This window comes from Micromonospora sp. WMMC250 (genome assembly GCF_027460215.1).
GTDB lineage: Bacteria > Actinomycetota > Actinomycetes > Mycobacteriales > Micromonosporaceae > Micromonospora > Micromonospora taraxaci.
The window spans coordinates 5,810,958-5,834,651 of the sequence record NZ_JAPZBJ010000002.1 but is presented as its reverse complement, the minus strand read 5'-3'; the positions used below and the strand labels follow the sequence as shown (position 1 = coordinate 5,834,651).

Sequence of the window (23,694 nt, the reverse complement as noted above, 5' to 3'; positions counted from 1 at the left end):
CGCGAGTAGCGCTCGCGCCAGCGGCAGTTTTCGCGCGATCATGCTCCGGCCGACCGACCCGGCGCCTCCCGGCCGCAACCCGGAGCACCCGTCGGAACGTTGTTCACCAGACGGGTGGAAGGAATCCAAGATGATCCTCGGGTCGATGGCGCCGCGCCGACGGTGGCTGCTGCTGGGGTTGGCCGCCCTCGCCGCTGTCGCGCTGATCGCGGCCGGCGCGGTGGTGATCACCCGGCTGACCGGTGACAGCAAGCCGGGCGGTGGCCCGGTTGCCGGCTCGCCGACCCCGTCGCCGATCGGCACGCCCACCCCGAGCCCCAGCGGCCCACCGCCGGGCGCGGACATCACCGGCCCGCTCAACCTGCTGCTGGTCGGCGTGGACACCCGGGTCAGCGTGCCCGGGTGGGAACCGCACTCGGACGCCGTACTGGTGCTGCACGTGCCGAAGGGGTTGGGTCAGGCGTACCTCTTCTCGCTCCCCCGCGACCTGCTGGTGGACATCCCGGCGTTCCCGAAGGCCGGCTACAAGGGCGGTAAGACCAAGCTCACCCACGCGATGAGCTTCGGCAGCCGGGTGCCGGGCAAACCCAAGCAGCCGAACACCGCCCAGGGGTACGAGCTGCTGCGCAGCACTGTCAGCGGGTACACGGGGCTGCGCATCGACGCCGGCGCGGTGCTCACCTTCAACGGGTTCGACCGGCTGGTCAACGCACTCGGCGGGGTCGACATCTATGTCGACCAGCGGGTCGAGTCGCTGCACCGCCGACCGGACGGCAAGTACCGGGAGAGTGCGCCGGGCGGCTACACCGGGCCGCAGCAGGTCTACGAGAAGGGCGAGCAGCACCTCAACGGCTGGCAGGCGCTCGACTACGCGCGGCAGCGCTACATCACCGGCGGCGACTACGCCCGGCAGCGCCACCAGCAGCAGCTGATCAAGGCACTCACCCGCAAGATCCTGGACGAGAACCTGGCCCGCCAACCGGAGCGGGTCGACCAGGTGGTCGCCGCACTGGGAGACACGCTGATCTACGTGGGTGGGCGACGGATCGTCGACATCGCGTACGCCCTCAGCGGGGTGCCGGAGAACAAGTTCGTGCTGGTGGGCCTGCCCGGTGCCGGTGTCGGCAAGGGCAGCGCCTACCGTGGCGAACAGCTCACCAAGGTCGGCCGTGACTTCATCACCGAACTCCGTGCCGGTCGCGCCGACGCCTACCTGGCAGCCCACCCCACCCTGGTGGTCAAGAACTGATCTAGAGGGGCTTGGGCAGGGCCGGCTTCTTCGTGCCGTAGAGCCAGGCGTCGAAGAGCGGGCCCAGCTTCTTGCCGGAAACGCGTTCGGCGAGGGCGATGAACTCGGCGGTGGTGGCGGTGCCGTTGCGCTTCTCCGCGGCCCAGGTCTTGACGATCTCGAAGAACGCCTTGTCGCCCACTGCCACCCGCAGGGCGTGCAGGGTCATGCCGCCGCGCTGGTAGACCGACTCGCTGAACAACTGCTTCACACCCGGCTTGCCGGGCGGCGTCTTCCACACCCGCGCGGTCATCTCGGTGTACCGGATGTCGAACGCCTGCTTGGCCGTGTATTCCTTGGTGTGCTCGGCCCAGAGCCACTCGGCGTACGTCGCGAAGCCCTCGTTGAGCCAGATGTCCTCCCATTTGCCGATCGCAACGCTGTCACCGAACCACTGGTGCGCCAGCTCGTGGGCGACCACCTCGGTGTTCTCGCCCTGCCGGAAGAACCCGGCGGAGTAGACCGGCCGGCTCTGCGTCTCCAGGGCGTACGAGATCCGACTGTCCGAGACCACCACACCGCCGTACGCGTCGAACGGGTACGGCCCGAAGACGCTCTCCAGGTAGTCGGCCACCTTGACGGTCTGCGCGATCGACGTGTCCGCTGCGCCCTTCGCCACGTTGGTGGCGACCGCGTTGTACACCGGACGGCCCTTGTGTTCGCCGGTGGTGATCCGGAACTTGCCGATCACCAACGTGCTGAGGTAACTCGCCATCGGCGACTTCTCCGACCACTTCCAGGTGGTCCACCCGTCCGCGCTGGTCTTGCCACCGGGAACGCCGTTGCTGACGGCGGTCAGGCCGTCCGGGACGGTGACCTCGAAGTCGTACGCCGCCTTGTCCGAGGGGTGGTCGTTGACCGGGAACCAGGTGCTGGCCGACTCGGGCTGGCCCAGCGCGATGGCACCCTCGGCGGTGTGCAGGAAACCGCCCTCACCGAGGATCTCGTTCTTCAGCGGCTTCGGCACGCCCTCGTAGGTGACCTCGGCGACGAACCCGTTGCCGTTGATCAGGCCGGAGGCCGGTGTGATCACCAGTTCGTTCCGCTGGCGCGTGTGGGTCGCCGCCGCGCCGTCCACGGTGACCGCGGTGACGGTCAGGCCGGCCAGGTCGAGGTTGAACGAGGACAGGTCGGCGGTGGCCGTGCCCTGCACCGTGGTCGTACCGGTCAGCCGGTCCTTCGCCGGGTCGTAGCGCACCTTGACCGTGTACCGCCCGACGTCGTACCCGCCGTTGCCGTAGCTCGGGAAGTAGGCGTCGCCGACCCCCTCCGCGCCGGCGGTGAACGTCCGCGACGGGGTGGGGGACGCGCTCGGCGACGACGCCGCCTCCGGCGACGACGAGTCGCATCCGGACAGTGCGAGTGCCCCGGTCACCAGCAGGGCGACGCTCATCCGCAGTCTGTGCCGCGTCACCCGCATTCCACCCTCCCCCGTGTGGCGGCGACGGCCGACGCCGCTCCGCACGAGACGGCGGCTTTCCGCTGCTCGCAGGCGGGAGCATATCGACCGGTGATCACGGCTCCGTCACGGCAGTGTGGGGGCGGACCCACCCACCAACCAGGCGTCGAAGAGCGGCCGCAGCTGCCGGCCCGCCACCCGCTCGGCCAGCGTCACGAGGTCCGCTGTGGTCGCGTTGCCCGACGCCCGCTCGGAGGTCCAGGTCCGCAGGATGCGGAAGAACATGTCGTCACCGACGGTCCGGCGCAGCGCGTGCACGGCGAGGGCCCCGCGTTTGTAGACGGCGGTGCCGAACATCAGCTCCCGGCCCGGCTCCACCGACGGCTGCGACCAGTCGGTCTTGGCGTACTGGAGTTCGAAGTTGCGTTGGGCGGTCCGGCCGCCGTCGTGCTCCTCCCACAGCCACTCGGCGTAGCTGGCGAAGCCCTCGTTGAGCCAGATGTCGCCCCACCTGGTCAGCGACACGCTGTCACCGAACCACTGGTGGGCCAGCTCGTGCGCGACGACGCCCGGGTTGGGCCGGTCGTCGGCGAAGAAGGCGGGTCCGTAGACCGGACGCGACTGCGTCTCCAGCGCGTAACCGATGCGCTCGTCGGCGATCACTATCCCGCCGTACGAGTCGAACGGGTACGGCCCGAAGCGGGTGGCCAGGAAGTCGACGATCTCCCCGGTGCGGGCCAGTGAGCTGGCCGCGGCACCGGTCGCCGGCAGGCTCGCCGCCACCGCCGTGACCATCGGCCGGCCGGCGTGGGTGCCGGTCACCACCCGGTAGTCGCCGATCACGAGGGTGCTGAGGTAGCTCGCCATCGGCGTGCGCTCCGACCATCGCCAGGTGGTCCAGCCGTCGGCGCTGCTCTTCGGACCGGGCACCCCGTTGCTCAGTGCGGCCAGCCCGTCCGGGACGGTCACCGCGAGGTCGTAGCCGGCCTTGTCCGACGGGTGGTCGTTGACCGGGAACCAGGTGGCCGCCGAGTCGGGTTGCCCGAGCGCGACAGCGCCGTCGGCGGTGTGCAGGAAGCCGCCGCTGCCCAACGACCCGTCCTCGACGGCGGTGGGCACGCCCGCGTAGTCGACGGTCACCGTGAACTGCCGGCCACGTGGGAGACCGTCGCGTGGGGTCACCACGAGCTCACCGTCGCCGCGACGGTGGTCGGCCGGCGCGTCGCCCACCCGCACCGTGGCGACGTCCAGGCCGACCAGGTCCAGATTGAACCGGGACAGGTCCTGGGTGGCCGTGGCGGTGATGACGGCCCGCCCGGTCAGCCGGTCGGTTGGCGGGTCGTAGCGGACGTCGAGGCCGTAGTGCGTGACGTCGTAGCCGCCGTTGCCGTGCCCCGGCACGTACGGATCGCCGGCATCGGCGGCACCGGGCCGGAAACCGTCGCCGTCGCCCGTACAGCCGGCGGTGAGCAGCGCGACCACGCAGGTCAGCGCGGTCGCCGCGGCGGTCAGCCGACCGGCGGCAGGTGTCCGTCGGGTCCGGACCATGCACACTCCTCCTGCGGCGTCGCGGTCAGGACGAGCGTAGTCAGCGCCACCGGTCGCGCGGTCAATATCGACGATCATCAGTCACTTTCGTTGGAACAAACGAAAGTGACGATCGATCTTCACTTTCTTTCGACTTAGACCGACGTTAGTGTCTGGTCCCGACCACCGTCGCGAAAGGTGGAACCATGCCCGACCACACCGCACCCGACGCCACCCCCACCCCCCGGTTGAGCCGCCGGTCCCTGCTCGCCGCCTCCGCCGGAGCCGCCGCCGCGATCGGCGCGGCCGGCCTGCCGGTCCTCGCCACCGGCACCCCCGCACTCGCCAACCCCAACGCGAGCAAGCTGCGGGTCGAGCCGCTGATCCCGGCCCGCAACCGCGGCATCATCCTCTACAGCGTCCGCGACCGGATCACCGCCGCGCCCGACGACAGCGGGGTGCCCTACGGCTTCGAGCGCGTCCTCGCCCGACTCGCCGAGATCGGCTACAAGGAGATCGAGTTCGCCGGGTACACGCAGAGCACCGAGATCCTCGGCCGCCAGATCACCCCGGCCGAGATCCGCAAGATCCTGGACGACAACGGCCTGGTCGCCAACGGCACCCACGCCACGATCCAGCCGTCCACCTTCCAGCAGCAGCTGGACATCGCCGAGGAACTCGGCATGAAGAACATCGGCACCGGCAGCGACCCGACCAACAGCGCGTACAAGGCCGAGTGGGACGCCGCCGCGGACATCTGGAACGAGCTGGGCCGGCAGGCCAAGGCCCGGGGCATGCGGCTCTACACGCACAACCACGACGCCGCGTACAGCTTCCTCATCGACCGTGGCCCGCGCGACGCGCAGGGCCGGCAGACCCGGTCGTCCGGCATCCGCCGACTCGAATACTTCTTCGAGATCACCGACCCGCGGTACGTCTTCTTCGAGCTCGACATCTACTGGGCCTACGTGGCCCGCTACAAGCACCAGAAGTACGTCAACGCGGCCGGCCAGGAGGTCACGGACCTGTTCGACCCGATCCTCACCGTCGCCGACCGGACCACCCGGTTCCCGCTCTTCCACGCCAAGGACGGCGACCGGGACACCAGCGTCCCCAACGGCCACCAGATGGTCCCGCTCGGCGACGGCGACATCAACTTCCAGCAGTTCTTCCAGACCATCGGCGAGCGCAACTTCCACCACGCCAACTGGGAGATGGACACCGCCCCCGGAGGCGTCGACAACAAGGGCCAGTCGCTCGACTTCGCGGCGAGCAGCTACCGCAACATGTCCGACCTGACCATCTACGTCGAGAAGTGACACCAGGCTGAACACGACGAAGGCCGGCCCGTACGGGCCGGCCTTCGCACGTCGATCGGGAGGGTCAGCGGTCGAGGACCAGGCCGACCTTCTGGAACTCCTTCAGGTCGCGGTACCCGCACTTGGCCATCGCCCGACGCAGCCCACCGAACAGGTTGAGCTGACCGTCGGCCTCGTCCGCCGGCCCGAAGAGCAGCTCCTCCATCGACCCGAGCGGCTCACCGGCAACCTCGAACGCGCCACGCGGCAACGACGGGTGGCTCGCCGCCGAGTGCCACCAGGCACCACCGGCGGGCGCCTCGTCGCAGAGCGACAGCGGCTCACCGAGCATCACCGCGTCCGCGCCGCACCCGAGCGCCTTGGCGATGTCGCCCGAGGTCTGCATGTCACCGTCGGCGATCAGGTGCACGTACCGGCCACCGGTCTCGTCGAGATAGTCGCGACGGGCAGCCGCCGCGTCGGCGATCGCGGTGGCCATCGGCACCCGGATGCCCAGCACCGACTCGGTGGTCGACCACTCGTCGCCACCGATGCCCACGATCACACCGGCCGCGCCGGTACGCATCAGGTGCAGCGCCGTCTTGTAGTCCGTGCAACCGCCGACGATCACCGGCAGATCCAGGTCGGCGATGAACTCCTTGAGGTTCAACGGCTCGTCGGTGGTCGACACGTGCTCGGCCGAGACGATGGTGCCCTGGATGACCAGGATGTCCACCCCGGCGTCCAGGATCACCGGCGCCAGCGCCAGGGTGTGCTGCGGGGACACCCGCACCGCAACGGTGCCGCCGCCGGCCCGCAGCTCACGCACCCGCTCGGCGATCAGGTCCGGGCGGATCGGCTCGGCGTACACCTCCTGGAGCCGCTTGGTGGCGCGGGCGTCCTCGTCGAGGCCGGCCAGCTCCTCCAGCACCTTCGTCGGGTTCTCGTAGCGGGTCCAGAGCCCCTCGACGTTGAGCACGCCGAGGCCGCCGAGCTGACCGAGCCGCACCGCCGAGGCCGGGCTCATGGTGGCGTCGGAGGGGTGGCCGACGCACGGAATACCGAACGGGTACGCGTCGAGCTGCCAGGAGGTGGAGACGTCGTCGACGTCCCGGGTGCGGCGGCTCGGCACGATGGCGATGTCGTCCAGGTGGTAACCGCGCTGCGCGGTCTTGCCCAGCCCGATCTCGACCACGTCACGCATGGGGGACTCCAGGTGGTTGGGGGTGATGGGTCAGCGGGTGTGGTAGTTGGGCGCCTCGACGGTCATCTGGATGTCGTGCGGGTGGCTCTCCTTCAGACCGGCCGCGGTGATCCGGATGAGCTGGCCGCGGCGGTGCAGATCGGGGATGTTCTCCGCACCGGCGTACCCCATGGCCAGCCGCAGCCCGCCGACCAGCTGGTGGGCCACCCGGGACAGCGGCCCCCGGTAGGGAACCTGGCCCTCGACGCCCTCCGGGACGAGCTTGTCGTCGCTGAGCACGTCCTGCTGGAAGTAACGGTCCTTGCTGTACGACTTGGCCTGGCCACGGGACTGCATCGCGCCGAGCGACCCCATCCCGCGGTAGGTCTTGTACTGCTTGCCGTTGACGAAGATCAGCTCGCCGGGGCTCTCCTCGCAGCCGGCCAGCAGGCTGCCGAGCATCACCGTGTCGGCGCCGGCCACCAGGGCCTTGGCGATGTCGCCGGAGTATTGGATGCCGCCATCGCCGATCACCGGCACGCCGGCCGGACGGGCGGCCCGGGCCGCCTCCATGATCGCGGTCACCTGCGGCACGCCGACCCCGGCGACGATCCGGGTGGTGCAGATCGCGCCCGGCCCCACGCCCACCTTGACGCCGTCGGCGCCGGCGTCGACAAGCGCCTTCGCGCCGGCGTACGTGGCCACGTTGCCGCCCATGATGTCGACGGTGACGTCGGCCTTGAGCCTGCGGACCATGTCCAGTACGGCCCGCTGGTGGCCGTGCGCCGTGTCCACGATCAGCACGTCGACGCCCGCGTCGACGAGCGCACGGGCCCGCTTGTAGGCGTCCTCGCCGACGCCGATGGCGGCGGCCACCCGGAGGCGACCGGCGTCGTCCTTGCTGGCGTCCGGGTACTGCTCGCTCTTGGTGAAGTCCTTGACGGTGATCAGGCCACGCAGCCGACCCGAGTCGTCGACGATCGGCAGCTTCTCGACCTTGTGCTGACGCAGCAGCGCCAGCGCGTCGTCCTTGCTGACACCCACCCGGGCGGTGATCAGCGGGGTGTGGGTCATGATCTCGCGGACCGGGGTGTTCGGCTCGGAGACGAAACGCATGTCCCGGTTGGTGACGATGCCCACCAACTGGCCGTCGCCGTCCACCACCGGCACGCCGGAGATGCGGTAACGCCCGCACAACTCGTCGACCTCGCGCAGCGTGTCGTCCGGGCTGGCCGTCACCGGGTTGGTGATCATGCCGGACTCGGAGCGCTTGACCAGGTCGACCTGGAGCGCCTGGTCCTCCAGGGACAGGTTGCGGTGCAACACGCCGATGCCGCCCTGGCGGGCCATGGCGATCGCCATCCGGGCCTCGGTCACCGTGTCCATCGCGCTGGAGAGCAGCGGAATCGACAACTCGACGTTGCGGGTGAGCTTCGTCCGGGTGTTGACCCGGCTGGGCACCACGTCCGACTCGCCCGGCTGCAACAGCACGTCGTCGAAGGTGAGGCCGAGCGGAACCACCCGGGCGGAGCCGGCCGGCAGCTCGGGCAGGTGGCCGCCCAGGTCGGCGTGCTCGACGCCGGCCGGAAGATCGGTGCTGGGCGAATTTTCCACGATTGCTCCCCTGAGCTGCTCGGATGGGCTTCAGCGAGGTGGCGCGGGCGGGCACCGGAGCGCGCCACGGTGCCGGCACGTCGCCTCATCGTACCCAGTGAGCTGGGCGACCCGTCCGTGGCGGCCCGGCCCGGCGCGCGGCCGGGGGGCGGACGTCCGCGCCGCGTTGGGTCTACGGTGAAGGGGTGCACGACGAGCCCATCGACCCGTTCAACGGCGACCCGGCCGATCCCACGGCGGATCTGGACGACCCGGGCGATGACGCGACGCCTGATCCGCTGACCGACGTCGAGCGTCAGGACGTGCTGGAAGACCTCGCCGACCTGGAGATCTACCAGGCCCTGCTGGCCCCGATCGGGGTCCGCGGGCTGGTGATCGAATGCGAGGACTGTCGAGAGCCGCACTACTTCGACTGGGACCTGCTCCGGGGCAACCTGCGCCACCTGCTCAACTCGGGTCGCCCCCGGGTGCACGAGCCCGCCTACGACCCCGACCCGGATCACTACGTGACCTGGGACTACGCCCGGGGGTACGCCGACGGCGTGCACGACACCCTCTCCGAGGGCACCGAGGACGAGCCGGGCACCCCGACCGCCGCGCAATAACGCTGCCGTCCGTCGCGTACCTCACGGCGGTCGCCCCTCGGGGCGAGGCGGGCGGGTCAGGCGACCAGGCCGGCGCGGAAGCCCGCCGCCACCGCGTGCGCCCGGTCCCGCGCGCCGAGCTTGCGGAACAACCGCCGGGCGTGGGTCTTGACGGTGTCCTCCGAGACGAACAGCTCCCGGCCGATCTCCGCGTTGCTCTTGCCCTCGGCCATGCCCAGCAGCACCTGAAGCTCACGCTCGGTGAGGCCGATCGACGCACGGCTCGGGCGGGCGTTCGGGGCGGGGCGGGACGGATCGGTCTGGTCCGTCGACGACTCACCGGTGGCGGACTCAGCCTCGTCGTCACCCCGCTGCACCGGTACCGACGGCACTCCCGCCGCCCCGTCGCCGGGCGTGGCCGCCCAGCCGGGCTCGCCGGAGCCACGCGGCGACGGACCGGAGCGACCGGAACCGCCCACCGCCGCGGCGTTGCGCGCCGGGTCGGTGATGCGCTGCCGGGAGGCCCGACCGGGCGCGGTGAGCAGCAGCAGGGCCTTGGCCACCGCGCTGGTCAGGTCGTGGTCGACGTTCTGGATGAGGCCCCGGGCACCGGCGCTGATGGTGGCCGCCGCCGCCTCGGGCTCCTCGGTGCCGAGCAACAGCACCGCGGCCTGCGGCGCACGGGCCAGGACCCGACGAACGAAGCCGGCACTGTCCGGCCGCGTGAGGGCCGTGTCGGCCAACACCACGTCCGCCGGTCGCTCGGCCAACCGCAGCATCACCTCAGGATCGGAGACGGCGGTACGGACGATTGCTGACAACCCCAGCCGCGCGGCAGCAGAAGTAAGGTGCTGGGCCGCGAGTGGTGTCCGAACGCACACAAGGACGCTACGCACTGTGGTCTCCTCTCCGCCAACGAGCAGACCATGACGGGGTCGGCTGGGGAGGGGGTTCCCGGCAATCCTTCGAACTTTTCCGACAGATGGGGCAAAAGCCGCAATTTGCGGGACGTTTTCGATCACACACGTGTGAGGTGACGACGGCCCGGGTACCGGGGGGTCCAGGCCGGGAACGGTGCGCCTGCGCGGCCCGCCGCCCGGACACCGGCCACAAGGATTCTCGCGGAGCCGCGCGGGAGGAGGGGTGCTGATGTCGAACGTACGTAGACTGCCCGGACCCATCGTCGATCTCTGGGACTGGCAGCGGCTCGGTGCCTGCCGAGGGCGGGACAGCGCCCAGTTCTTCCACCCCGACGGCGAGCGGGGATCCTCCCGACTGCGCCGCGAGTCCGCCGCCAAGTCGGTGTGTCGCGCCTGCCCGGTCCGGGCCGAGTGCGCCGCGCACGCTCTGTCGGTTCGCGAACCGTACGGCGTGTGGGGCGGCTTCAGCGAGTCGGAGCGCCTGCGCCTGCTCGCCGTGGGCTGGGAGGACCTGGCAGACCGCCGCCACGCCCGGGTCGACGTCGCGCGGCTGGAGGCCCGGCTGGGCCACCCGCACAAGTCGACCATTCCGATCCAGCGCAACGTGGCCTGACCCTCACATAACCGACATACGGAGCGCGCCCCCGGTTCGGGGGCGCGTTTCGGCGTCTCCGAACCGGGGGCACTTGAGCCGCTCCTCGTGACAGAGTGAGGCGCGAGCGATGGGCGTCGTGTCCGGTCCGGTACGCCCCCGCGTCGTCACGGTGTGGCCCGTGAGCGATGGGCGTTGTGTCCGGTCGGGCGTGCCCCGACGTTGACCGGCCGGGCCGGATAGGGGGTTTCGTCCCGTGACCGGCCGCACCCGCGGGCCGGAATCATGGCCGGGTCGGAGTCGTTACATCCCCTGACGATCGCAGTACCAGGCCCGCCGGCCGAGTCCTCCGGGCTGGAATGCCGGCCACCGGGTGTTCGTTACACCCTCGGCGCCGCCTCCCGAGGGCGCCCGGGACATGACCCGGGAATCAGCCCCGGCCCCCGGTCGTTACACAGTGACCCGGCACCGCGAGCCACCGGCTGGCAGGTAGCCGATCCCGGCGTCACGGGCCTCCCGCCCGTCGATCGCCGACACCGCGCCGCGAGCCACCCCTGAGCCGCAGGCGCCGAGAACCTCCCCCTTTGTTGCAGCGCCGGACGAGGTGCTCACACCCGTGGCACGTGTGCGGGTGTCCTTACCCCCGAAGGAGCTTCCCCCATGAACACGATCATGCGTAAGAGCGTGCTGTCCGTTGCTGGTCTGGCGTTCGCCGGTGGTGTGTTCGCCGGCCCGATCGCCGCCCACAACGTCGTCGACACCAAGCCGGTCGCGGTAGCGGTGCAGGCTGACAAGCCGGACGCCGCCAAGCTGATCCCGCACGGCACCCAGGGCGACCAGTCGCACATCGACCTGAACGACGAGCAGACCGCCAACGTGAAGGCGATCATCGCCGCCACGAAGAAGGCCGGCCTCCCCGAGCGCGCCGCGGTGATCTCGATCGCGACGAGCCTGCAGGAGTCGAAGCTCGAGAACCTCGGCCACCTCGGCGACATGAACGACCACGACTCGCTGGGCCTGTTCCAGCAGCGGCCGAGCTCGGGTTGGGGCACGCCGGAGCAGATCACCGACCCGGCCTACTCCACGACCGCGTTCCTGAAGGGCCTGCGTCAGGTTGACGGGTGGCAGGACATGCCGCTGACCGAGGCCGCGCAGACCGTCCAGGTCTCCGCCTACCCCGACGCGTACGCCCAGTGGGAGCAGCAGGCCGCCGACCTGGTCGGCCAGTACTGGAACAGCTGACCCCACCAAGCACCGACCGCTGGCCGGCACCCCACCCCGGGGTGCCGGCCAGCGGCATGCCCAGACCGAGATGTCGCGGGTCGGACGGACGGCCCGGCGCAGGCCGGACCGGGCTGCCCGACCACCACGACGAGGGCGGACGCCCGGCGCTGGTTCGGGTGGGCAGGCGAACACCAGTGTGGCGGTCAGCGGACGGTGACGGTCACCGTGTGCCAGCCGGTCGCGCCGTCCGGGGCCACGCCCTGCGTACGCTCGGTCTGGGTCTCGCCGGTCGCGTCCGTCGCCCGGACCTGGAGGCGATGCTCGCCCGGCGTGGCGTTCCAACTCCACGACCACTGCACCCAGGTGTCCACCGACACTGTCGGAGCCAGTGTCGCCTCCTGCCAGGGCCCACCGTCGACGCGTACCTCGACACGGCGGATGCCCCGGTGCTGCGCCCACGCCACCCCCGCCACGGTGATCGGGCCGGGGGTCAACCGGTTGCGTCGGCGGGGCGCGTCGATCCGGGACTGGGTCTTGATCGGGCCCTGGGCGGACCAGCCGCGCGGCACCCAGTACGCGTCGAAGTCGGCGAAGCGGGTCAGCTCCAGCTCGGTCACCCACTTGCACGCCGACACGTAGCCGTAGAGGCCGGGCACCACCATCCGGACCGGGAAGCCGTGCTCGACCGGCAGCGGCTCGCCGTTCATGCCGACCGCCAGGAGGGCGTCCCGCCCGTCGCGCAGCGCGGCGGTGGGGGTGCCGCAGGTCCAGCCGTCGACCGACCGGCCGACGACCTGGTCGGCGTCCTCGTCCGGGTCCACCTCGTCGAGCAGTTCCCGAATGGGTACGCCGAGCCAGCGGGCGTTGCCGATCAGGTCACCGCCCACCTCGTTCGAGACGCACGCCAGCGTTACGTACCGCTCCACCAGCGGCCGGGCCAGCAGGTCGGCGTACGTGTAGGTGCGCTCGGTGCCGACCCGGCCGTGGATCCGCAGCCGCCAGGTGTCCGGGTCGACCTGCGGCACCACCAGCGCGGTGTCGATCCGGTAGAAGCCGAGGTTGGGGGTGACGTACGGCGCGAGTTGCGCCAGCGACAGGTCCGCGCCGGCCGGCACGGCCGGGGCGGGGGCGACCGGTGCGGGTAGGCGGATCGCGTCCCGGGCGGCGGAGACGCCCCGTCGTCCGGACAGCCAGCGCCCTCCGAGACCGGCCACCACTGCGGTGCCGAGCAGCACCCCGCTGCCGGTGAGGAACCGCCGCCGGGACTCGGGGTCGACGTCGGCGGGGCCGTCCGCACCGACGGGGGCCACCGGCACGGACTCGGCGGGTGTCACCGGCACGGGCTCGGCGGGCGGCTCGGTCGGGGTGGGTGGGGACCAGGGCCACGGGTCCAGTTCGAACGGCCCGTCGATGAACAACCATAGGACCAGGGCGCCGAGGCCGGCGCCGACCAGCGACGGCAGCGCGTCGAAGGCGTCCGCACCGGAGCGGGTCACCGCGGCGGCCACGCCGACGACCCCGAACGCGGCGATGCCGGCCAGGCCGAACGCCAACCGACGGACCGCCAGCACACCGAACAGCGCGGCGAACCCTGCCAGCAGCAGGCCCGTGCCGACCAGCAGTGCGATCTTGTCGGCGGTGCCGAAGACGTCGATGGCCAGTTGCTTCAGCGACTCGGGGACGGCGTCCACGACCACGCCGCCGACCGCTACCAGGGGCGCCGACCGGGGACCGGTCAGCACCGCCACCGGTTCGGCGATCCCGATCGCGACGGCGGCGGCGGTCACTCCGGCCAGCGCGGCGTAACGCCGCGACGTGGTGCTCATCGGCCCAGTGTGCGCGATCATCTCGCCCGGTCGCCAACAACGTCAGCGTTCGGTAATGACCTGACAAGCGCGAGAACGGACCGGGGCACACCGCCGTACGACGGTGTGCCCCGGAACAGATGTCGCTACCGGGTCAGAAGCCCGGACCGTGCTGGTGGCCGTGACCGTGGCCGTGCCCACCGGCGGCGGCCGGCTCGGCCTGCTCCGGCTTGTCCACCACGAGGCTCTCCGTGGTGAGCAGCAGACCGGCGATCGAGGCGGCGTTGGTGACCGCGTTGCGGGTCACCTTCACCGGGTCGATGATGCCGGCCTTGACCAGGTCGACGTACTCGCCCTTGGCGGCGTCGAGGCCGTTGCCCCAGTCGAGGTCGGCGACCTTCTGCGTCACGACGTAGCCGTCGTGACCGGCGTTCTGAGCGATCCAGCGCAGCGGCTCGACCAGCGCCTTGCGGACGACCGAGACACCGACCTTCTCGTCACCGGTGAAGCCCAGGTCGTCGTCGAGCACCGAGAGGATCTGCACCAGAGCGGCGCCGCCGCCGGGGACAGTGCCCTCCTCGACCGCTGCCTTGGTCGCCGCGATGGCGTCCTCGATGCGGTGCTTGCGCTCCTTCATCTCGACCTCGGTGGCGGCGCCGGCCTTGATGACGGCGATGCCACCGGAGAGCTTCGCCAGCCGCTCGGCCAGCTTCTCCCGGTCCCAGTCGGAGTCGGAGGCCTCGATCTCCTTGCGGATCTGGGCCACCCGGTCGGCGACGTCGGCCTTCTGGCCGCCGCCGTCGACGATCGTGGTGTTCTCCTTGTCGACCACGACGCGCCGAGCGGTGCCGAGCACCTCCAGGCCGACCTGGTCGAGCTTGTAGCCCAGCTCCGGGGCGACCAGCTCGGCACCCGTGGAGATCGCGATGTCCTGGAGCATCGCCTTGCGCCGGTCACCGAAGCCCGGGGCCTTGACCGCGCAGACCTTGAGGGTCTTGCGCAGCGAGTTGACCACCAGGGTGGAGAGCGCCTGGCCGTCCACGTCCTCGGCGATGATCAGCAGGGGCTTGCTGTTCTGCAGGACCTTCTCCAGCAGCGGCAGCAGCTCCTCGATCGCCGAGATCTTCTGGGTGGTGACCAGGATGTACGCGTCCTCGAGGACGGACTCCTGGCTCTCCAGGTCGGTGACGAAGTTCGGCGAGATGAAGCCCTTGTCGAACTGGAGACCCTCGGTCACGTCCAGCTCGGTGGTCAGCATGGAGCCTTCCTCGACGGTGATGACACCGTCGCGGCCGACCCGCTCCATCGCCTCGGCGATCAGGTCGCCGATCGTGGCGTCCTGCGCGGAGATCGTCGCCACGTTCGCGATCGACTCCTTGCTGGTGACCTCGGCGGCACGGCCGAGCAGCGCCTCGGAGACCTTGACGGCCGCCGCGTCGATGCCCCGCTTGAGGCCGGCCGGGTTGGTCCCGGCGGTCACGTTGCGCAGACCCTCGCGAACCATCGCCTGGGCCAGCACGGTCGCGGTGGTGGTCCCGTCGCCGGCGACGTCGTTGGTCTTGGTCGCCACCTCCTTGACCAGTTGCGCGCCAAGGTTCTCGTACGGGTTGGTGAGCTCGATCTCCTTGGCGATGGTCACACCATCGTTGGTGATCGTCGGCGCACCGAATTTCTTGTCCAGGACGACGTTGCGCCCGCGCGGGCCGAGGGTGACCTTGACCGCGTCCGCGAGGGCGTTGACACCGTGCTCCAGCAGGTGCCGGGCGTCGTCCGAGAAGCTCAGGATCTTCGCCATTAATGTCCCTTCGAAGCGCCATTGCCCCGGCCCGGCGAGCCGGACCGGGGCAATGGAACTGATCGGTTGCTTACTTCTCGATGACCGCGAGGACGTCGCGGGCGGAGAGCACCAGGTACTCCTCGCCGGCGTACTTGACCTCGGTGCCGCCGTACTTCGAGTAAAGGACGGTGTCGCCGACCTGCACGTCAACCGGAACCCGGTTGCCGTTGTCGTCGACGCGCCCCGGGCCCACAGCGAGGACGGTGCCCTCCTGCGGCTTCTCCTTGGCGGTGTCGGGGATCACGATGCCCGACGCCGTGGTGGTCTCAGCCTCGTTCGCCTGGACCACGATGCGGTCCTCGAGCGGCTTGATCGCAACCTTGGTCGCGGTAGTCACGGGCATACCCTCCTGGGGTACTGGTTTCGTTGCTGGCCGGCGGGGCCGACCAGCGTCAATCTGCCTCATGCCACCGGGCGGAGCCGTCGTCGCGGGTGCCGGTCCGCCTGGCGTTGCGCACCCGGGTCGTGAGACCCGGAAGCTGGCACCCTCAGGGTGAGAGTGCTAATCGCAGGTTATTCCGTGGCTAGCACTCCGTCAAGGAGAGTGCCAGCGCGTCGCGCCCCGCCAGCCAGGATTCCTGGTCCGACCGGGAGAATGACCGCGTGGATCTCGATCAACTGGCGGCGCTGCGTACTCCCGAGGGGTCGGCCGCGCTCACGGCGGCGGCCGGTCTTGCCGGCGGTGATCCACTGGTCGCGGCCTCGGCGTTGCGCGCCGCCGGAGTGCCGCCGACGCTGGCCGCCGCGGCGCTCACCCAGGCCGAGCTGCGCCACCGGGCGGTCGGCAAGTTCGGCCCGGCCGCCGCCGGGATGTTCCTCACCCGCCCCGGCCTGGAACAGGCCACCCGCCGGGTCGTCGCCGACCGTCGGGCCGCCCGCCTGCACGCCGCCGGAGTACGCACCCTGGCCGACCTCGGGTGCGGCCTCGGCGCCGACGCGCTGGCCGCCGCCCGCGCCGGCATCCGGGTGTACGGGGTGGAGGCCGACCCGGTCACCGCCGCGATGGCCGCCGCCAACGCCGCGGCGGCCGGACTGGCCGACCTGTTCACCGTCGAGTGCGGGGATGCCACGGCGTTCGACGTCTCCCGGGTCGACGGGGTCTTCTGCGACCCGGCCCGCCGCACGACCGGCACCGGCCGTCGGCTCTTCGACCCACGCGCCTACTCCCCGCCGTGGGACTTCGTCACGGGGTTGGCCGAGCGGGTGCCGCACACCGTCGTGAAGGTGGCACCGGGCCTGGACCACGGGCTCATTCCGGTGGGCGCGGAGGCGGAGTGGGTAGGTGTGGACGGCGATCTGGTCGAGGCCGCGCTCTGGTGCGGTGAGCTGGCCGAGGTGCCCCGCCGCGCCACGCTCTACCGGCAGCGGGGCGTCGAGACCCACCGCCACCAGCTCACCGGCTCCGGCGCCGACGAGGCGCCGGTCGGGCCGACGCGTCGCTACCTGTACGACCCGGACCCGGCGGTGGTACGGGCGCACCTCGTCGCCGAACTCGCCGCCGAACTGGACGCGACCCTCGGCGACCCGAGCATCGCCTACCTCTACGCCGACCGCCCCACCCCCACCCCGTACGCGCGCTGCCTGGAGATCACCGACGTGCTGCCGTTCTCGCTCAAGCGTCTGCGGGCGCTGCTGCGCGATCGCGGGGTGGGTCGGGTGGAGATCCTCAAGCGGGGTTCCGCGCTCACCCCGGAGCAGCTTCGGCGGGACCTGCGGCTGACCGGAGACGCCTCGGCCAGCCTGGTGCTCACCCGGGTCGCGAACGCACCGACGGTGCTGATCGGGCAGCCGGTGGTCTAGCGTCGTCAATGTGGCGGGACAGGGCACACCGGCGACGGCACTGTTGGTCAAGCGCGGGATCGCGCATCGCACCCACCCGTACCGGGTGTCGCCGGACGCCCCGAACTACGGCGCGTTGGTGGCGGTGGCGCTCGGCGTGGCACCGGAGCGCGTCTTCAAGTCGCTGGTGACCGCAGTCGACGGTGGGCTCACCGTCGCGGTCGTCCCGGTCACCGGTGAGTTGGACCTCAAGGCGCTCGCGGCGGCGGTCGGCGGCAAGCGGGCGACGCTGGCCGAGCGGGCGGTCGCCGAACGGGCCACCGGCTACGTACGCGGGGGGATCAGCCCGCTCGGGCAACGCCGCCGGTTGCCGACAGTGCTGGACGATTCCGCGCTGGATCTCCCGACGATCTACGTCTCGGCTGGTCGGCGTGGCCTGCAGCTCGAACTGGCCGCGGCCGATCTGGTGGCGCTGACGGACGCGCGCACCGCGCCGCTGCAGACCCGCTGACGACATTCATGACGGCCGACCCGTTCCGGGATGGCCGGGGAGTAACAGTCGCGTTGCTGAATTGTTATCGCTCCCAACAAACTTGGCACCTGCGCGGTCTTGTGGAGCCGGTGTGACGCGAAATACGTTGCCGGACACAACAAAACGACACCTCCCCCACCCGAAAGGACCCTGCACATGCGTAAGGGGATCCTCACCATCGCCGCCGTGGGCCTGCTCGCGACCGGTGGATTGACCGCCTGCGGCGACGACGCCGGCTCTGGTTCGACCGACTCCAAGAAGACCCCCAAGATCGGCGTGATCCTCCCGGACAGCAAGTCGTCCGTCCGCTGGGAGACCGCGGACCGTCGCTTCCTGGAAGAGGCGTTCAAGACCGCCGGGGTCCAGTACGACATCCAGAACGCCCAGAACGACAAGACCGCCTTCCAGACCATCGCCGACCAGATGATCACCAGCGGCGTCACCGTTCTGATGATCGTCAACCTGGACTCGGGCACCGGCAAGGCCGTGCTCGACAAGGCCAAGTCGCAGGGCGTCGCCACCATCGACTACGACCGGCTCACCCTCGGCGGCTCCGCCCAGTACTACGTCAGCTTCGACAACGAGGTCGTCGGCAAGCTCCAGGGCGAGGGCCTGTCGAAGTGCCTGACCGAAAAGGGCGCCAAGAACCCCGTCGTGTCGTACCTGAACGGCTCCCCCACCGACAACAACGCCACCCTGTTCAAGGCCGGCTACGACTCGGTGCTCAAGCCGAAGTTCGACTCCAAGGAATACGTCAAGGGCCCTGAGGACGCCGTGCCGGCGTGGGACAACGCGCAGGCCGCGACGATCTTCGAGCAGCAGCTGACGAAGGCCAACGGCAAGATCGACGGCGTGCTCGCCGCCAACGACGGTCTCGGCAACGCCGCTATCTCGATCCTCAAGAAGAACAAGCTCAACGGCAAGGTGCCGGTGACCGGGCAGGACGCCAGCACCGAGGGCCTGCAGAACATCCTCGCCGGTGACCAGTGCATGACCGTCTACAAGGCCGTCCGGGAAGAGGCCAAGGCCGCGTCCGACCTGGCCATCGCGCTCGCCAAGGGCGAGAAGAAGGACACCGGCCAGACGGTCAAGGACCCCGAGGGCAACCGCGACGTCCCGTCGGTGCTGCTCACCCCGAAGGCCATCTACAAGGACACCGTCAAGGACGTCATCGCCGACGGCTACGTGACCAAGGAAGAGGTCTGCGCCGGGGCGTACGCCAAGCTCTGCGCCGACGCCGGCATCAGCTGACCGACGCCGCAGTACCCGCCGGGACGACAACCGCCGCCCGGCACGGGAGCACCCCTCCCGTGCCGGGCGGCGCCCGCCGGACGGGCCCCGACCCTCCCTTAAGAAGGAGACCCCCGTGTCCGCGACCCCCCTGCTGGAACTCCGCGGGATCGACAAGAGCTTCGGTCCCGTCCAGGTGCTCCGCGACGTCGCCCTGACCGTCCACCCGGGCGAAGTCACCGCACTGGTCGGTGACAACGGCGCCGGCAAGTCGACCCTGGTGAAGTGCATCAGTGGCATCCACCCCACCGATGCCGGTGAGTTCCTGTTCAACGGTGAGCCAGTGCACATCGGCAGCCCCCGCGACGCCGCCGCGCTCGGCATCGAGGTCGTCTACCAGGACCTCGCGCTCTGCGACAACCTGGACATCGTGCAGAACATGTTCCTCGGCCGGGAGAAGCGCAGCGGCATCGTCCTCGACGAGCCGACCATGGAACAGCTCGCCGCCGAGACGCTGGCCGGGCTCTCCATCCGCACCGTCACCTCGCTGCGCCAGCACGTGTCCAGCCTCTCCGGCGGTCAGCGTCAGACAGTGGCCATCGCCAAGGCCGTGCTGTGGAACAGCAAGCTGGTCATCCTGGACGAGCCCACCGCGGCACTCGGCGTGGCACAGACCGCCCAGGTGCTCGAACTGGTCCGCCGTCTCGCCGACAACGGCCTGGCCGTGGTGCTCATCTCGCACAACATGAACGACGTCTTCGCCGTCTCCGACCGGATCGCCGCGCTGTACCTCGGCCAGATGGTCGCCCAGGTGAAGACCACCGACATCACCCACGCGCAGGTGGTCGAACTGATCACCGCCGGGCGCTCGGGCGGGCTCGGCATCGCCGCCGACCCGGGCAGCAACGGCGACGGCCCGCAGCCGGCCGACTCGATCTCAGGAGGCGCCCGATGACCACCACCGCCGTGCGGAAGGACGGCCCCGCGGCCGTCACACCGCCGCCGACCGTCGGCAGCCACGCCCGCAACTACCTGAGCCGGGTACGCGGCGGCGACGTCGGCGCGCTACCCGCGGTGCTCGGCCTCATCGTGCTCTGCACCGTCTTCGCGATCATGCAGCCGTCGTCGTTCCTGTCCGCCGGCAACTTCGCCAACCTCTTCACCCAGGGCGCGGCGGTCACGCTGATCGCGATGGGTCTGGTCTTCGTGCTGCTGCTCGGCGAGATCGACCTCTCCGCCGGATTCGCCAGCGGTGTCTGCGCGGCCGTACTGGCCAATGTGGTCACCGTCCTCGGCTACCCCTGGTGGGTTGCCGTGCTCGCCGGGATCGCCACCGGCCTGGTCATCGGCACCAGCCTCGGCCTGCTCGTCGCGAAGATCGGCATTCCGTCCTTCGTGGTCACCCTCGCCGGCTTCCTCGCCTTCCAGGGCATCGTGCTGCTGCTGGTGAAGGAGGGCACCAACATCTCCGTCCGCGACGAGGTGCTGGTCGCCATCGCCAACCGCAACCTCACCCCCACCCTGGGCTGGGCGCTGGCAGTGCTCGCGGTCGTCGGCTACGCGGCGGTGCAACTGCTGCGTCACCGCAACCGGGTGGCCCGCGGTCTGATCACCGATCCGATCGCGGTGGTGGCGCTGCGGATCGGCGGGCTCGCCGTCATCCTCGTCACCGCGGTGTACGTACTCAACCTCGAACGCAGCCGCAACGTCCTGATCAGCTCACTCAAGGGTGTGCCGATCGTGGTGCCGATCATCGCGGTGCTGCTGATCATGTGGACCTTCGTGCTCCAACGCACCAGCTACGGTCGACACATCTACGCCGTCGGCGGCAACCGGGAAGCGGCCCGCAGGGCCGGCATCGACGTCGACCGGATCCGGATCTCGGTCTTCATGATCTGCTCGTCGATGGCGGCCGTCGGTGGCATCGTCGCGGCCAGCCGGGCCAACTCGGTCGACCCGAACACGGGGGGCAGTAACGTACTCCTCTACGCGGTCGGCGCGGCGGTGATCGGCGGCACCAGCCTCTTCGGCGGCAAGGGCCGGGTCCTCGACGCAGTGCTCGGCGGCGCGGTCGTCGCGGTCATCGAAAACGGAATGGGCCTGATGGGGTACAGCGCAGGAGTCAAGTACGTGGTCACCGGCGTCGTCCTGCTGCTCGCTGCCAGCGTCGATGCCCTCTCCCGCCGCCGCGCGGCAGCCACCGGCACCCGCTGACCCCCGCGGGAGGTAGCACCACGATGCGCCCAGGACCTAGCCAGGAGGACGTCAGACGGCAGAACCTCGGTGCCCTGCTGAGACACGTGCACGTCCACGGGGCGACCACACGGGCCGAACTGACCACCACACTGGGCCTCAACCGCAGCACCATCGGTGCGCTCACCGCCGACCTGTCCGCGGTGGGGCTGGTCAGTGAGGGCGCGCCGAAGGAGACCGGCCGGGCCGGACGACCGTCACTTGTCGTCCGGCCCGAGTCGGCCCGGGTCTACGCGTACGCGTACTCGGTGGAGGTGGACCGGTTACGCGCCGCCCGGATCGGTCTGGGCGGCGCGGTCCTGGACCGCCGCGAACTGGACCGACCACGCGGTCTGCTGGCCGCCGAGGCCGCGCCGCTGTTGGCCGGCGCGGTCAAGGAGATGCAGCAGCTGGTCCCGGCCGACGCGATCTGCGTCGGCGCCGGTGTCGCCGTCTGCGGCATGGTCCGGCGGGACGACGGCCTGGTCCGGCTCGGTCCGACCACCGGCTGGGTGGACGAGCCGATCGGCGCGGCAGTCGCCGACGAGTTGGGCATCGACGTACCGGTCACGGTGGGCAACGTGGCCGACGTCGCCGCGTTCGCCGAACACGCCCGCGGTGTGGCGGCAGGCTGCGACAACGTCCTCTACCTGTACGGGGACGTCGGCGTGGGCGCCGGCATCATCGCCGGTGGGCGGCGGCTGACCGGGCACGGCGGGTACGGCGGCGAGGTCGGACACATGAAGGTGGTCCGCGACGGCAGGCCCTGCGAGTGCGGTGCCCGGGGCTGCTGGGAGACCGAGATCGGTGAGCACGGTCTGCTACGCGCCGCCGGACGGTCCGACGCCCGGGGCCGCGACGCCTTGCTGGAGGTCTTCGACGCCGCCGACCGGGGTGACGCCCGGGCACAGACGGCGGTCCGCCAGGCCGGCGACTGGCTCGGCTTCGGCGTCGCCAACCTGGTGAACGTCTTCAACCCCGAAATGGTCATCTTCGGCGGCACCATGCGCGACCTCTACCTCGCCGCCGCCGCCCAGATCCGGAGCCGGCTCAACTCCAACGCCCTCGGCGCCTGCCTGGAGCACGTCCGGCTGCGTACGCCCAAACTCGGCGAGGATGCACCGCTGATCGGGGCCGCCGAGCTGGCCTTCGAACGGCTCCTCGCCGACCCCCTCGACGTCGGCTGACCCGCGTACGCTGTCCGGCGTGGATGTCGAGTTGCGCGCGTCGGACGACGACCGTAACCGGGTGGTCGCCGAGTTGCACCGGCACACCGCGGCGGGGCGGCTGACCCTCGACGAATTCTCCGACCGGGCGGGTGCGGTGTGGACGGCACGCACCCTCGGCGACCTGGCCGCGCTGACCCGCGACCTTCCCGCCCTGTCCGACCCGGCCGCCGACAGCGACACAGTCGGGCACGGGCGTCGCGAGCTGCTGATGCTCTTCGCCGCCGCCGCGATCACTCTGCTGCTGCTCGGCGGCTTCCTCGCCATCACGCGCTGATCCACGTCGCCAACCGGTGAACTGATCACGCGATCGGTCCGTACCAGTGGGCGGACGGGCAGCCGGGAGCGTACGGCGGGCCGGTCCAGACGCGATCCGGTCCGGACCGAGGAGGCACCACAGACATGGCACCGCTCAGATCCGCCCACCGCCGACTGGGCAACCGGACCCACCGAGCGGCGATGCTGCTCATCGCGGTCATCGCGGGGGTCGGTGTCCTGCCCGGCGTGGCAGTCGCCGCGCCCGCCGGCGGCCAGCAGCTCAACGCCGCCGACATGACACTGCTCAACGGGGTACGGCTGGCCGGGCTGTGGGAGATGCCAGCCGGGCAGATGGCCGCCGAGAAGGGGCAGTCCGCCAAGGTCCGGGAGATCGGCGCGGGCATCGCCGGTGAGCACCAGAAGCTCGACGAACTCGTCGTCGAGGCGGCCAACAAGTTGGGCGCGACGATCCCCAGCGAGCCGACCGCCGAGCAGAAGGGCTGGCTGGCGGAGATGCAGAAGGCCTCCGGCGCCCGGTTCGACCAGATTTTCGTCACCCGGCTCCGGGTCGCCCACGGCAAGATCTTCCCGGTGATCGGGGCGGTGCGGGCCAGCACCCGGGACGCCACCGTCCGCAAGCTCTGCGAGGACGCCAACGGCTTCGTACAGCACCACATGCAGATGCTGGAGAGCACGGGCCTGGTCCGCTGGCCGGAACTGCCGCCGGCCGCGCTGCCCGCCCCCGGTGAGGACGGGCTGCTGGCCGCCGCCTCGGCCAACTCCGGCCCTCAGGTCGGCGTCAGCAGCACAGTCGTCTGGCTGGTCTTCCTCGCCGCGTTGGGCACCGGCGGCATCGCCACCTACCGGATGATGCGCCGCAGCTGACCTTGCCTTCGTTGGTGGCCCGGGTCAGCGGTCGACCTGGGTGAAGTCCCAGGAGTGCGGGGCGCGGGCCACCAGCAGGGCGGGCGGATCCGGCAACGGACGCGGGTTGCTGCGCCACTTCGAGATGACCACCACCCGATGGTCGGTGGAGGAGAAGACCTCGCTGGAGACGTACAGCGGGTCGTGTTCCAACTCGGGCAGGGCGGTGTCGCACACCCAGGTGATCAGATCCGCCACGCCGTACGCCTCGGCGCGCGCCTCCCACATCCGCACGATCATGT

General features: G+C 70.7%; 22 protein-coding genes. 13 read left to right on the top strand and 9 right to left on the bottom strand.

Annotation, left to right across the window (positions count from 1 at the left end; translation table 11 throughout):
* The first annotated feature begins 130 nt into the window (after nucleotides 1–130).
* Complete coding sequence (locus O3438_RS26450) at nucleotides 131–1,249, top strand: LCP family protein (RefSeq protein WP_269682369.1); 1,119 nt, start codon at nucleotides 131–133, stop codon at nucleotides 1,247–1,249.
* Nucleotide 1,250: 1 nt separating this feature from the next.
* Here O3438_RS26450 and O3438_RS26445 read toward each other — a convergent pair whose 3' ends face one another.
* Together O3438_RS26445 and O3438_RS26440 are read right to left on the bottom strand one after the other, a co-directional pair.
* The gene (locus O3438_RS26445) at nucleotides 1,251–2,708 is read right to left on the bottom strand and encodes a M1 family metallopeptidase (RefSeq protein ID WP_269682368.1); all 1,458 of its coding nucleotides are present in this window, start codon (nucleotides 2,706–2,708) and stop codon (nucleotides 1,251–1,253) included.
* A 105-nt stretch (nucleotides 2,709–2,813) separates the two neighbouring features.
* On the bottom strand, nucleotides 2,814–4,235 hold the full coding sequence (locus tag O3438_RS26440) for a M1 family metallopeptidase (protein WP_269682367.1): 1,422 nt from the start codon (nucleotides 4,233–4,235) through the stop codon (nucleotides 2,814–2,816).
* A 185-nt stretch (nucleotides 4,236–4,420) separates the two neighbouring features.
* On the opposite strand from O3438_RS26440, the gene O3438_RS26435 reads away from it, so the two are divergent.
* Nucleotides 4,421–5,533 carry a sugar phosphate isomerase/epimerase family protein gene (locus tag O3438_RS26435; protein ID WP_269682366.1) on the top strand — a complete coding sequence of 371 codons (1,113 nt, stop codon included), beginning with the start codon at nucleotides 4,421–4,423 and terminating at the stop codon, nucleotides 5,531–5,533.
* 64 nt (nucleotides 5,534–5,597) lie between these two features.
* Here the strand turns inward: O3438_RS26435 and O3438_RS26430 are convergent, their stop codons facing one another.
* Together O3438_RS26430 and guaB are read right to left on the bottom strand one after the other, a co-directional pair.
* The gene (locus tag O3438_RS26430; RefSeq protein ID WP_269682365.1) at nucleotides 5,598–6,716 is read right to left on the bottom strand and encodes a GuaB3 family IMP dehydrogenase-related protein; all 1,119 of its coding nucleotides are present in this window, start codon (nucleotides 6,714–6,716) and stop codon (nucleotides 5,598–5,600) included.
* 30 nt (nucleotides 6,717–6,746) lie between these two features.
* Nucleotides 6,747–8,309 carry an IMP dehydrogenase gene (guaB, locus tag O3438_RS26425; RefSeq protein ID WP_269682364.1) on the bottom strand — a complete coding sequence of 521 codons (1,563 nt, stop codon included), beginning with the start codon at nucleotides 8,307–8,309 and terminating at the stop codon, nucleotides 6,747–6,749.
* Nucleotides 8,310–8,494: 185 nt separating this feature from the next.
* Here guaB and O3438_RS26420 point away from each other — a divergent pair, with 185 nt between their 5' ends.
* Nucleotides 8,495–8,914 (top strand): DUF5319 domain-containing protein, encoded by a 420-nt coding sequence (locus tag O3438_RS26420; RefSeq protein WP_269682363.1) that lies wholly within the window; start codon nucleotides 8,495–8,497, stop codon nucleotides 8,912–8,914.
* A 56-nt stretch (nucleotides 8,915–8,970) separates the two neighbouring features.
* Here the strand turns inward: O3438_RS26420 and O3438_RS26415 are convergent, their stop codons facing one another.
* Complete coding sequence (locus tag O3438_RS26415; RefSeq protein ID WP_269682362.1) at nucleotides 8,971–9,789, bottom strand: helix-turn-helix transcriptional regulator; 819 nt, start codon at nucleotides 9,787–9,789, stop codon at nucleotides 8,971–8,973.
* 253 nt (nucleotides 9,790–10,042) lie between these two features.
* Between O3438_RS26415 and O3438_RS26410 the strand changes: the two genes are divergently transcribed.
* The gene (locus tag O3438_RS26410; protein WP_088991383.1) at nucleotides 10,043–10,426 is read left to right on the top strand and encodes a WhiB family transcriptional regulator; all 384 of its coding nucleotides are present in this window, start codon (nucleotides 10,043–10,045) and stop codon (nucleotides 10,424–10,426) included.
* 639 nt (nucleotides 10,427–11,065) lie between these two features.
* Complete coding sequence (locus tag O3438_RS26405) at nucleotides 11,066–11,647, top strand: hypothetical protein (protein WP_269682361.1); 582 nt, start codon at nucleotides 11,066–11,068, stop codon at nucleotides 11,645–11,647.
* A gap of 185 nt (nucleotides 11,648–11,832) precedes the next feature.
* Here O3438_RS26405 and O3438_RS26400 read toward each other — a convergent pair whose 3' ends face one another.
* The 3 genes from O3438_RS26400 to groES form a co-directional block, all read right to left on the bottom strand.
* Nucleotides 11,833–13,455, bottom strand: a complete 1,623-nt coding sequence (locus O3438_RS26400; protein ID WP_269682360.1) for a molybdopterin-dependent oxidoreductase — start codon at nucleotides 13,453–13,455, stop codon at nucleotides 11,833–11,835.
* Nucleotides 13,456–13,588: 133 nt separating this feature from the next.
* On the bottom strand, nucleotides 13,589–15,229 hold the full coding sequence (groL, locus tag O3438_RS26395; protein WP_269682359.1) for a chaperonin GroEL: 1,641 nt from the start codon (nucleotides 15,227–15,229) through the stop codon (nucleotides 13,589–13,591).
* A gap of 70 nt (nucleotides 15,230–15,299) precedes the next feature.
* Entirely contained in the window at nucleotides 15,300–15,614 is a 315-nt protein-coding gene (gene groES / locus O3438_RS26390) for a co-chaperone GroES (RefSeq protein WP_030330046.1), read from the bottom strand.
* Between the two features lie 260 nt (nucleotides 15,615–15,874).
* Here groES and O3438_RS26385 point away from each other — a divergent pair, with 260 nt between their 5' ends.
* The 8 genes from O3438_RS26385 to O3438_RS26350 all read left to right on the top strand — a co-directional run bounded on the left by O3438_RS26385 (nucleotide 15,875) and on the right by O3438_RS26350 (nucleotide 23,413).
* A complete protein-coding gene (locus O3438_RS26385) occupies nucleotides 15,875–17,071 on the top strand; it encodes a THUMP-like domain-containing protein (protein WP_269682358.1) in 1,197 nt (398 codons plus the stop codon).
* 10 nt (nucleotides 17,072–17,081) lie between these two features.
* Nucleotides 17,082–17,561, top strand: a complete 480-nt coding sequence (ybaK, locus tag O3438_RS26380) for a Cys-tRNA(Pro) deacylase (protein ID WP_088987647.1) — start codon at nucleotides 17,082–17,084, stop codon at nucleotides 17,559–17,561.
* Between the two features lie 177 nt (nucleotides 17,562–17,738).
* Nucleotides 17,739–18,833, top strand: a complete 1,095-nt coding sequence (locus O3438_RS26375) for a sugar ABC transporter substrate-binding protein (RefSeq protein ID WP_269682357.1) — start codon at nucleotides 17,739–17,741, stop codon at nucleotides 18,831–18,833.
* A 115-nt stretch (nucleotides 18,834–18,948) separates the two neighbouring features.
* Entirely contained in the window at nucleotides 18,949–19,767 is an 819-nt protein-coding gene (locus tag O3438_RS26370) for an ATP-binding cassette domain-containing protein (protein ID WP_088987645.1), read from the top strand.
* Complete coding sequence (locus O3438_RS26365; protein ID WP_269682356.1) at nucleotides 19,764–21,026, top strand: sugar ABC transporter permease; 1,263 nt, start codon at nucleotides 19,764–19,766, stop codon at nucleotides 21,024–21,026. Before O3438_RS26370 ends, O3438_RS26365 begins: the two co-directional genes overlap by 4 nt.
* 23 nt (nucleotides 21,027–21,049) lie before the next feature.
* Complete coding sequence (locus O3438_RS26360) at nucleotides 21,050–22,231, top strand: ROK family protein (protein ID WP_088987643.1); 1,182 nt, start codon at nucleotides 21,050–21,052, stop codon at nucleotides 22,229–22,231.
* Nucleotides 22,232–22,250: 19 nt separating this feature from the next.
* A complete protein-coding gene (locus tag O3438_RS26355) occupies nucleotides 22,251–22,547 on the top strand; it encodes a DUF1707 SHOCT-like domain-containing protein (RefSeq protein ID WP_269682355.1) in 297 nt (98 codons plus the stop codon).
* Nucleotides 22,548–22,672: 125 nt separating this feature from the next.
* Nucleotides 22,673–23,413, top strand: coding sequence for a DUF4142 domain-containing protein (locus O3438_RS26350; protein ID WP_269682354.1), 741 nt, complete (start codon nucleotides 22,673–22,675; stop codon nucleotides 23,411–23,413).
* Between the two features lie 24 nt (nucleotides 23,414–23,437).
* Here O3438_RS26350 and O3438_RS26345 read toward each other — a convergent pair whose 3' ends face one another.
* The gene (locus O3438_RS26345) at nucleotides 23,438–23,692 is read right to left on the bottom strand and encodes a hypothetical protein (RefSeq protein ID WP_088987640.1); all 255 of its coding nucleotides are present in this window, start codon (nucleotides 23,690–23,692) and stop codon (nucleotides 23,438–23,440) included.
* Nucleotides 23,693–23,694 lie beyond the last annotated feature (2 nt).

Coding starts and splice junctions, on each gene's coding strand:
- O3438_RS26405 (WP_269682361.1), top strand. CDS start 11,066: ATGAACACGATCATGCGTAAGAGCGTGCTGTCCGTTGCTGGTCTGGCG.
- O3438_RS26400 (WP_269682360.1), bottom strand. CDS start 13,455: ATGAGCACCACGTCGCGGCGTTACGCCGCGCTGGCCGGAGTGACCGCC.
- O3438_RS26365 (WP_269682356.1), top strand. CDS start 19,764: ATGACCACCACCGCCGTGCGGAAGGACGGCCCCGCGGCCGTCACACCG.
- O3438_RS26345 (WP_088987640.1), bottom strand. CDS start 23,692: ATGATCGTGCGGATGTGGGAGGCGCGCGCCGAGGCGTACGGCGTGGCG.
- O3438_RS26430 (WP_269682365.1), bottom strand. CDS start 6,716: ATGCGTGACGTGGTCGAGATCGGGCTGGGCAAGACCGCGCAGCGCGGT.
- O3438_RS26410 (WP_088991383.1), top strand. CDS start 10,043: ATGTCGAACGTACGTAGACTGCCCGGACCCATCGTCGATCTCTGGGAC.
- groES (WP_030330046.1), bottom strand. CDS start 15,614: ATGCCCGTGACTACCGCGACCAAGGTTGCGATCAAGCCGCTCGAGGAC.
- O3438_RS26435 (WP_269682366.1), top strand. CDS start 4,421: ATGCCCGACCACACCGCACCCGACGCCACCCCCACCCCCCGGTTGAGC.
- O3438_RS26350 (WP_269682354.1), top strand. CDS start 22,673: ATGGCACCGCTCAGATCCGCCCACCGCCGACTGGGCAACCGGACCCAC.
- O3438_RS26440 (WP_269682367.1), bottom strand. CDS start 4,235: ATGGTCCGGACCCGACGGACACCTGCCGCCGGTCGGCTGACCGCCGCG.
- O3438_RS26375 (WP_269682357.1), top strand. CDS start 17,739: ATGCGTAAGGGGATCCTCACCATCGCCGCCGTGGGCCTGCTCGCGACC.
- O3438_RS26450 (WP_269682369.1), top strand. CDS start 131: ATGATCCTCGGGTCGATGGCGCCGCGCCGACGGTGGCTGCTGCTGGGG.
- O3438_RS26360 (WP_088987643.1), top strand. CDS start 21,050: ATGCGCCCAGGACCTAGCCAGGAGGACGTCAGACGGCAGAACCTCGGT.
- groL (WP_269682359.1), bottom strand. CDS start 15,229: ATGGCGAAGATCCTGAGCTTCTCGGACGACGCCCGGCACCTGCTGGAG.
- O3438_RS26445 (WP_269682368.1), bottom strand. CDS start 2,708: ATGCGGGTGACGCGGCACAGACTGCGGATGAGCGTCGCCCTGCTGGTG.